This window comes from Nonomuraea sp. NPDC001684 (assembly GCF_053596515.1).
In genome coordinates this window covers 1-7,887 of the sequence record NZ_JBSFGJ010000434.1, presented here as the reverse complement: position 1 = coordinate 7,887, position 7,887 = coordinate 1, and the positions used below count along the sequence as shown (strand labels likewise).

The following is a 7,887-nucleotide window of genomic DNA, read 5'->3' as shown; positions in this document are numbered from 1 at the left end:
CACCGAGATCGCCGGGCCGTCGGCCGCGGGCTCGCTGAAGAACATCAGCACGATGTGCTTGTACTGCTCGGGACGCCCGTCGAAGAAGCTCGTCCGCATGCCGCCCGGGATCAGCAGGGTCACCCCCACCTCGCCGCGCAGCTCGACCGCCAGCCCCCTGGTGAAGCCGACGACGCCGAACTTGGAGGCCGAGTACGCCGAGGCGTCGCTCAGCGGGCGCAGCCCGAGCGTCGAGGCGCAGGTCACCACCTTGCCGCGGCTCCGCTTCAGATACGGCAGCGCCGCCCGGACGACGGCGGCCGTGCCGAGCAGGTTGACCTGGATCACCCGCTCCCAGTCGTCGGCGGGCACGTCCTCCAGGCGTCCGCAGGCGTCGATGCCGGCCGCGGTCACCACGCCGTCCAGGCCGCCGGCCCGCTCGGCGAGCTCGCGCACGGCCCGCTCGGCCTGCCCGCGGTCGGCCAGGTCGGCCGTGACGTGGTCGAAGCGCTGGTCCGGCTCGCGCACGTCGACGACGAGCGCCCGCCAGCCCTCCTTCTCGACCGCTTCGGCGGTGGCCAGGCCGAGACCGGAGGCGCCCCCGGTGATCAAAATATTCACTGGATCTCCCTGATCAGATTGCTGGTCGAACGTCCCGGCAGCGTGCTGAGCGCGACGAACTCGGCGCCGAGCCGCTTCAGGACCTCTGACTCGGGCAGGACTTCCCCCTCGTAGTCCCCGCCCTTCACCCACACGTCGGGCCGCAGCAGCTCGATGGACTCGGCCGGGGTGTCCTCCTCGAACACCAGGACCGCGTCCACGCAGCTCAGCGCCCGCAGCACCTCGACCCGGTCCCGCGCGTCGACCACGGGCCTGGACGGGCCCTTCAGCCTGCGCACCGAGTCGTCGGAGTTGACGCAGACGACGAGAGCGTCGCCCAGCGCCCTGGCCCGCCGCAGGAGGCTCACGTGCCCCGCGTGCAACAGGTCGAAACAGCCGCCGGTGGCGATCAGCCGGCCGCCCTGCGCGCGGGTGAGCCTGGCCACCTCCAGCGCGGTGCGCGGCCGGTCGCCGAGCCGCTGTTCCTGGGTCCTGACGGTGGCGGCCCCGCCGCGCTCGACGAAGCGCGAGGCCTCGCCGACGCCGATGGTGACCGCCTCCTCGACGTCCGCGCCGTCCCGCAGCGCGAGCGCCGCGGCGCCGGCGAACCGGTCGCCCGCGCCGCACGCGTCCTGCCCGGACGCCGTCACCGGCGGCGGCACCCGCGTCAGCGGGCCGCCCTGGACGGCCAGCGTGGCGCCGTTGCCGCCGGTGGTGACCGCCACGGCTCCCGCGCGCAGCTCCCGCACCAGGCGGCGGGCCGCGTGGTCGGGGCCGCGGTAGCCGTCCGGGCACAACATCCTGGCCTCCGCCTCGCTCGGCGTCACCAGCGTGCAGCCCGGCATGGGCGGCCCGCCCCGGGGGTGCGGGTCCCACACGACCGGTACGCGGGCCTCGCGCAGCAGCTCCCGGGCCAGGCCGGCCACGCCCCTGCCGTAGTCGGAGACCAGCACGGCGCCGGCGCGGGCCAGCACGGCCGTGATCTCCTCGGGGATCTCGCCGGGCGGGTCGGACCGGGTGACGCCGTCGCCGCTGTCGAGCCTGAGCATGGTCTGGCCCCTCGACCTGACCCTGGTCTTGCGCACGGTCCCGCCGTTCAGCGGCAGGCGTACCAGCTCGACCTCCTCCGACAGCAGCGCGCACAGGCGGTGACCGTCGGGGTCGTCGCCGATCGCGGTGATCAGCACCACCTCCGCGCCGTCCCGCGCGGCCAGCAGCGCGGCCAGCCCGGCCCCGCCGGGGCGGGCGTGCTCGGCCGCGATGTCGACCACCGGGACCGGCGCGTCCGGGCACAGCCGCTCGCTGTCGCCCTCGACGTCCACGTCGAGCAGTGTGTCGCCGATGACGACGAGGGGGCCCATCAGACGGCCTCCTCGATGGCGTCGCAGAGCAGGTGGATCATGGCGAGGTGCACCTCCTGGACGGTGGCCGTCTCCTGCGCGGGCACGGCCACCGCCTCGTCGCACAGGTCGGCCAGCGGGTTCGGCGCGGGCCCGGTCAGCGCCCAGGTGACGACGCCGACCTCCTGCGCCGCCCGGGCCGCGGCCAGCACGTTCGGGCTGCCGCCGCTGGTGGACAGGCACATCAGCACGTCACCGGGACGGCCGTGCGCCCGCACCTGGCGGGCGTAGACCTCCTCGTGGCCGAAGTCGTTGGCGATCGCGGTCATCGAGGAGCTGTCGCCGTGCAGCGGGATCGCCGCGTACGGCGGCCGGTCGGCCCTGAACCGGCCCACCAGCTCGGCCGTCAGGTGCTGGGCCTCGGCCGCCGACCCGCCGTTGCCGCAGGCCAGCAGCCGGCCGCCGGCCGACAGCACGCCGGCCAGCTTCCCGCCCCAGGCGCGGATGGTGACCGCGTGGTCGTCGACCTTCTCCAGCGTGGTCCAGAGCTTTTCCAGATGTCTGTCCATGATCAACCCCCCAGAGCGGCCAGGCGGCAGAGCTTGCCGTCGATGACCTGCGTGTACACCGCCTCGGTCTGCTCGGCGATGCGCGACCAGCCGTACCGCTCGCGGGCCCGGCGCGCCCCCGCCGCGCCCAGCGCCGCACGCCTGCCCGGGTCGGCGAGCACGTCGCGCAGCGCCCTGGCCAGCGCCCGCGGGCGACGCGGGGGGACCAGCACGCCGCAGCCCGCGACCGTGTCCAGGTGGCCGCCGACCGCCGAGGCCACGACGGGCACGCCGCAGGCCATCGCCTCGATCGGGACCATCCCGAACGGCTCGTACCAGGGCACGGTGACCACGACGTCGGCCGAGCGCATCAGCGCCGGCACGTGCGTGCGCGGGACGCTGCCGATCAGGTGCACCCGGTCCTGGAGCCCGTAGGCGAGGGCCAGGTCGCGCAGCCGGGCGGTCTCCTCCTCGTCGTCCGGGCCGCCGCCGGCGATCACCAGGTCGGCGTCCGGGAGCTGGCGCAGCGCGGCGATCAGGGTGTCCACGCCCTTGCGCGGCACCATCCGGCCGATGCTGAGCACCACCTTGGCGCCCGCGCGCGGCGCGACCGGCCCCTGCGGGCGGAACGCCGTCAGGTCCACCCCGCAGGGCACCACCGTGACGCGCCGCTCGGGCACGCCCATCGCGCACAGCTCGCTGACCTCGTCGCTGCAGGTGGCCAGCACGGCGTCGGCCCGCTTGCCGATCTCGCGCTCGGTGTCGATCCGGTGCGCCGGGCTGGTGTCGGCCTCGCCCTGCCAGCGCCGCTTCACGGTGCCGAGCGCGTGGAAGGTCTGCACCACCGGCACGCCCCCGGCGGCGGCCCGCAGGGCCGCCTGGCCGCTCATCCAGAAGTGCGCGTGGGCCACGTCCGGCGGGTCGGCCGCCCATCGGTCGGCCAGGCGTTCGGTGAACTCCGGCATGTACGGCGGCAGCTCGTCCTTCGGCACGGCCGCGGCCGGCCCCGCCGTGACGTACTCGACCGTGACGCCGGGCGCCATGGTCACCGCGTCGGGCTGCGACCGCGCCGAGCGCCTGGTGTGGACGACGACCGTGTGCCCGCGCTCGGCCAGTGCGACGGCCAGGTGCGCGACGTAGACGTTCTGCCCGCCCGCGTCCACGCCACCGATGGCCGCCAGCGGATCGGCGTGTTCGGAGATGAGATCGACCTTCACTGCGTCAGCTCCCTCACTGCCTTGACCACCTGCTCACTTGTCACCAGGGACAGGCACGGGTGCCCGGCCACCGGACAGGTGCGCGCCCTGCTTCCCGAGCAGGGCGCCTGCTGGTCGCCGAGCAGCACCGTGGGAACGCCGTACGGGGCCCATCGAGCGGCGGGGACGACAGGGGCGAACAGGCTCACGACCGGTGTGCCGACCGCCGCGGCCAGGTGCGCGGGACCGGTGTTCCCGGCCACCAGCACACTGGCGCCTTCGATCACGGCGGCCAGCTCGGCGAACGTGGTCCTGCCCCCGAGGTCGACTGCCGCGTCGCAGGCCACGTAGGCGGTGAGGTCACGTTCCTTGCCGGTCACGACGACCCGGTGCCCGTCGTCCACCAGCTCCCTGACGGCCTGCCGATGCTTGTCGGCCGGCCACGTTCTGGCGGGGGCTGACGTCCCTGGATGCACCACGACGTACGAGCGTTCATCGGCAGCGCCGCCGACGCCTAGGAGATGCCCGCTTTCCCGGCCGATATCCGGCAAGGGCCGCCGAACAGCCAGTTTGCCGTCGTCGCCGGGTGGCAGCTCGAACCCGGCCGCCCGCGCGACGGCCAGCATGCGCTCGGCCTCGGGCACGTCGAGCGTCTCGTCCACGACGTGCCGGACGTCCAGGAGCGAGCCGGGGTAGTCGTTGCTGATCGCGCAGACGCGCCGCACGCCGGCCATCCGCAGCAGCAGGGCCAGCGGCAGCGCCGACTGGTGGAAGGAGGTCAGCAGCAGCGCCTCGTCCACGCCCTCCACCCGGGCGATCAGGTCGGCCACCTGGGCGTTGGACACGGCGGCGGGGGAGTGGTCGATCCACGGCGCCCGCCACTCGATCACCCGGTCCACGCCGGGCAGCAGCTCGGCGGCGGCCCGGCCGTTGGGACCGGCCAGGAAGACCAGCTCGTCGGCGAGCGTGCGCACGGCCCGGGTGGCGGGCCCGGCCAGCAGGACGTCTCCGGCGTCGTCGAGCCGCGCCACCAGGACGCGTCCCCGGCCGCCGCCGTGCTCTCCGGCCGCCCGGCACGCCACCGCCTCCAGCGTGCCGGCCTCCGCTGTGGTGGTCTGCGCTGTGGTGGGTTCCGCGGGCTTGCGGGCGCGGGCGGCCCGTCCGGCCTTGCCGCGGCACCGCGTGGCGTTCGTACGGCCGCGGCCGCACCGAGCCGCCGGATCGCGACGTCTCATCGCCGCCACCTCCATTCCCCCCGAAGCCGGTGCACACAGGCGACCGGCGGGATCACCACGCTGGTGACGGCCATGCGCCACACCTCGCGCGGGGTACGCGGCCCTGGGGCGATGCGCCGCCAGGCGAACTCGGCGGTCATCGCGGCCCACAGGGCTCCGGCGACCGCGGCCAGCACCGGCAACGCCCGCCACCCGCCGGCCGCGTCCCACCTGCCGGCCGCGTCCCACCTGCCGGCCGCGCCCCGCCTGCCGGGCCGCCGATCGAGCCGCCCGCCGGGCCGACTGCCGGGCCGTCCGCCGGGCCGCCTGTGGGGCCACCGGTCCGCGCGTCCTTTCCCGGACGGGCGGGCCACGGTGGCGGCCAGGCCGAGGGCGGCGGCCGTGAGCGCGGCGGCCGAGGTGGCGGCGTGGCGGCGCAGCCGGCCGCCCGAGCCGCCGATCGCCTGCCGCCAGTCCGGCCCGTGCAGGCGCCGCATCAGCGCGTCGTCGGCGTTGCCGCGCTGGAAGCGCACGCTCGCCCAGAACCCGTCCTGGCGCACCGGGTGCGTGGTCACCCGCTCGCCCGCGACCAGCCGGTGGCCCGCCCGCGCCACCCGCAGGGCGATGTCGGCGTCCTCGCGGTAGGCGCGGGGGAAACGTTCGTCGAACCCGCCGGTCTGCTCCAGCACCGAACGCCGGTAGGCCATGTCGGCGGTCACCCACAGCGCGTCCGACAGCCCCAGCGTGTGCCGCTCGGCGTCGGTGGGCCGCCGGCCGACCGGTCGCGGCACCACGATCCGGCCCTGGCTGCCGCCCACGTCGTCGGGCAGGTCCACCAGGTCCTTCCAGACCGCCTCGGCCCACCCGGGCGCGGGGATCACGTCGTCGTCGAGGAACACCACCCAGGGCGTCCCGGCGGCCCGCCACCCGGCGTTGCGCGCCGCGGCCGGGCCGCGGCCGCCCGAGCGCACGACCCGCACGTGATCGGGCAGCTCCAGCGCGGCGGCGCCCGCCCGCCGGTCGTCCACCACGATCACCGGTACCGACCGGCCCACCGCCGCCAGCGTCTCCCGCAGCGTGGCGCGGCCGATGGTGGGGATCACGACGGTGATCACGACGCGAACACCTCCCCGCGCCGCACCAGGTAGGGCCCCAGCGCCAGCACGTCCACCGGCGAGGAGCCGAAGCACTCCAGCGCGTCCCGCGGGTCGTCGACCATCGGCCGGCCCGCGGTGTTCAGGCTGGTGTTGACCACCACCGGCAGCCCCGTGCGCGCCTCGAACTCGGTCAGCACCCGCGCCATCAGCGGGTCGTCGGCCGGCGAGATCGTCTGGATGCGCGCGGTGCCGTCCACGTGCACCACCGCCGGGATGCGGTCCCGCCAGGGCTCGCGCACGTCGTGCACGAACAGCATGTACGGCGAGGGCACCGGCCCCCGCCCGAAGATCTCCGGCGCCCTGGACTCCAGGACCATCGGCGCGATCGGCCGGAACTGCTCCCGGCCCTTGACGTCGTTGAGCCGCTCGGTGTTGCCCGCGTGCCCCGGATGGGCCAGCAGCGACCGGCGGCCGAGGGCCCGCGGCCCGTACTCGGACCGGCCCTGGAACCAGGCCACGATCCGGTCGGCGGCCAGCTCGGCGGCCACCGCCGCGCCAAGGTCGGCCGGCCGCGTGTACGGCACCCGCGCCACGTCCAGCCAGGCGCCCAGCTCCTCGTCGGTGAACCCGCGCCCGAGCGCCGCGCCCGGCATGGGACCGGCCGGCTCGCCGTAGGTCTGCGCCAGGTGCAGCGCGCCGCCCAGCGCCGTGCCGGAGTCGCCGGCGGCCGGCTGGGCCCACACCTCCTCGAACGGCCCCTCGTCCAGCAGCCGGGTGTTGGCCACGCAGTTCAGCGCCACCCCGCCGGCCAGCGCGAGCCGACGTTCGCCGGTGCGCTCGTGCAGCCAGCGGGCCAGCTCCAGCAGCACCTCCTCCAGCCGGGCCTGCACGCTGGCGGCCAGGTCGGCGTGGTCGGAGGTCCACGGCTCGCCCATGGCCAGGGCCTTGACGTAGACGTTCCAGTCGACCGGCTCGACGCGGAAACCGCCGTCGCCGGTCGTGTAGATGATCTCGCGCAGCGACTCCAGGTGGCGCGGCCGGCCGTAGGAGGCCATGGCCATGACCTTGTACTCGTCGCTGGAGCGCAGGAAGCCCAGGTGCTGGGTGACGTCCTCGTACATCAGGCCGAGCGAGTGCGGCAGCTCCTGGGCGGCCAGCACCTCCAGCTCGCCGTCGCGGTAGCGGCCGGCCAGGTGCGAGACGTTCTCGCCGCGCCCGTCGCACACCAGCACCGCGCAGTCGCGCCAGGGGGAGGCCAGGCCGGCCGAGGCGGCGTGCGCCACGTGGTGCGGCACGTAGGTGACCTGCCCGGCGTCCAGGCCCGGCAGCGCGGTCGCCAGGAAGGCGGGGGCTCGGACGGCGTACTTCGTGCGCAGGTCCTCCCAGTCGCCCTCCGGCCGCTGGACCACCAGCGCCGGGTCGTAGGAGTAGGCCACGGCGTCCAGGTCCTCGGGGGACAGGCCCGCCTCGTGCAGACACCAGGCGGCGGCCTGCTCGGGCAGCTCCCACGCGGAGAACGCCAGCGGCCGTTTGCCGTGCTTGCGGCGGCTGAAGCGCTCCTCCTCCGCCGCGGCCACGATCTTCCCGTCGACGACCAGCGCCGCGGCCGGGTCGTGGAAGATCGCGTTGATGCCGAGAAACTTCATCGTTTCCTCCCCCGCAGATGTCGAGAACCGCTACCGAGAGAAGCGGCTCTCAAACCTGGGGCTACCTCGGGAGATGCGAAAACGGGCGTAATCGCCTGGGGTTGGTCACTCTGAGTAGTTGTTTGCCGGGTGGTGGCCCGGGTAGCTGCCGGACCACGCGACGGAGGTGAGACGTCGCCAACGTGCACGAGGGCGGCAAGGCCGGCGAGGACTACAGCGGCTGCGGCGACCAGAAGGCCGGACCCATCTGGGACTTCGCCAAGAACG

General features: G+C 75.2%; 7 protein-coding genes. All 7 read right to left on the bottom strand.

Annotated features, from left to right (window positions below; all coding sequences use genetic code 11):
* The coding region (locus tag ACWCSD_RS42770) for an SDR family NAD(P)-dependent oxidoreductase (protein WP_449923709.1) at positions 1 to 600 on the bottom strand (600 nt) is incomplete at its 3' end.
* Positions 597 to 1,940, bottom strand: coding sequence for a PfkB family carbohydrate kinase (locus ACWCSD_RS42765; protein ID WP_397158761.1), 1,344 nt, complete (start codon positions 1,938 to 1,940; stop codon positions 597 to 599). The genes ACWCSD_RS42765 and ACWCSD_RS42770, both read right to left, overlap by 4 nt.
* Positions 1,940 to 2,488 (bottom strand): D-sedoheptulose-7-phosphate isomerase, encoded by a 549-nt coding sequence (locus ACWCSD_RS42760; RefSeq protein ID WP_449923706.1) that lies wholly within the window; start codon positions 2,486 to 2,488, stop codon positions 1,940 to 1,942. Before ACWCSD_RS42760 ends, ACWCSD_RS42765 begins: the two co-directional genes overlap by 1 nt.
* Positions 2,489 to 2,490: 2 nt before the next feature.
* Positions 2,491 to 3,684 carry a glycosyltransferase gene (locus ACWCSD_RS42755; RefSeq protein WP_449923703.1) on the bottom strand — a complete coding sequence of 398 codons (1,194 nt, stop codon included), beginning with the start codon at positions 3,682 to 3,684 and terminating at the stop codon, positions 2,491 to 2,493.
* On the bottom strand, positions 3,681 to 4,898 hold the full coding sequence (locus ACWCSD_RS42750) for a glycosyltransferase family 9 protein (RefSeq protein ID WP_449923700.1): 1,218 nt from the start codon (positions 4,896 to 4,898) through the stop codon (positions 3,681 to 3,683). Before ACWCSD_RS42750 ends, ACWCSD_RS42755 begins: the two co-directional genes overlap by 4 nt.
* Positions 4,895 to 5,992: a glycosyltransferase family 2 protein gene (locus ACWCSD_RS42745; protein ID WP_449923697.1), complete on the bottom strand. Its 1,098-nt coding sequence runs from the start codon at positions 5,990 to 5,992 to the stop codon at positions 4,895 to 4,897. Before ACWCSD_RS42745 ends, ACWCSD_RS42750 begins: the two co-directional genes overlap by 4 nt.
* Positions 5,989 to 7,620 carry a carbamoyltransferase family protein gene (locus ACWCSD_RS42740; protein WP_352364009.1) on the bottom strand — a complete coding sequence of 544 codons (1,632 nt, stop codon included), beginning with the start codon at positions 7,618 to 7,620 and terminating at the stop codon, positions 5,989 to 5,991. The genes ACWCSD_RS42745 and ACWCSD_RS42740 overlap by 4 nt, the downstream gene beginning before the upstream one ends.
* Positions 7,621 to 7,887 lie beyond the last annotated feature (267 nt).

Excerpts from the sequence above, each read along its gene's own strand:
- ACWCSD_RS42760 (WP_449923706.1), bottom strand. The coding sequence starts at position 2,488 with ATGGACAGACATCTGGAAAAGCTCTGGACCACGCTGGAGAAGGTCGAC.
- ACWCSD_RS42765 (WP_397158761.1), bottom strand. The coding sequence starts at position 1,940 with ATGGGCCCCCTCGTCGTCATCGGCGACACACTGCTCGACGTGGACGTC.
- ACWCSD_RS42740 (WP_352364009.1), bottom strand. The coding sequence starts at position 7,620 with ATGAAGTTTCTCGGCATCAACGCGATCTTCCACGACCCGGCCGCGGCG.
- ACWCSD_RS42750 (WP_449923700.1), bottom strand. The coding sequence starts at position 4,898 with ATGAGACGTCGCGATCCGGCGGCTCGGTGCGGCCGCGGCCGTACGAAC.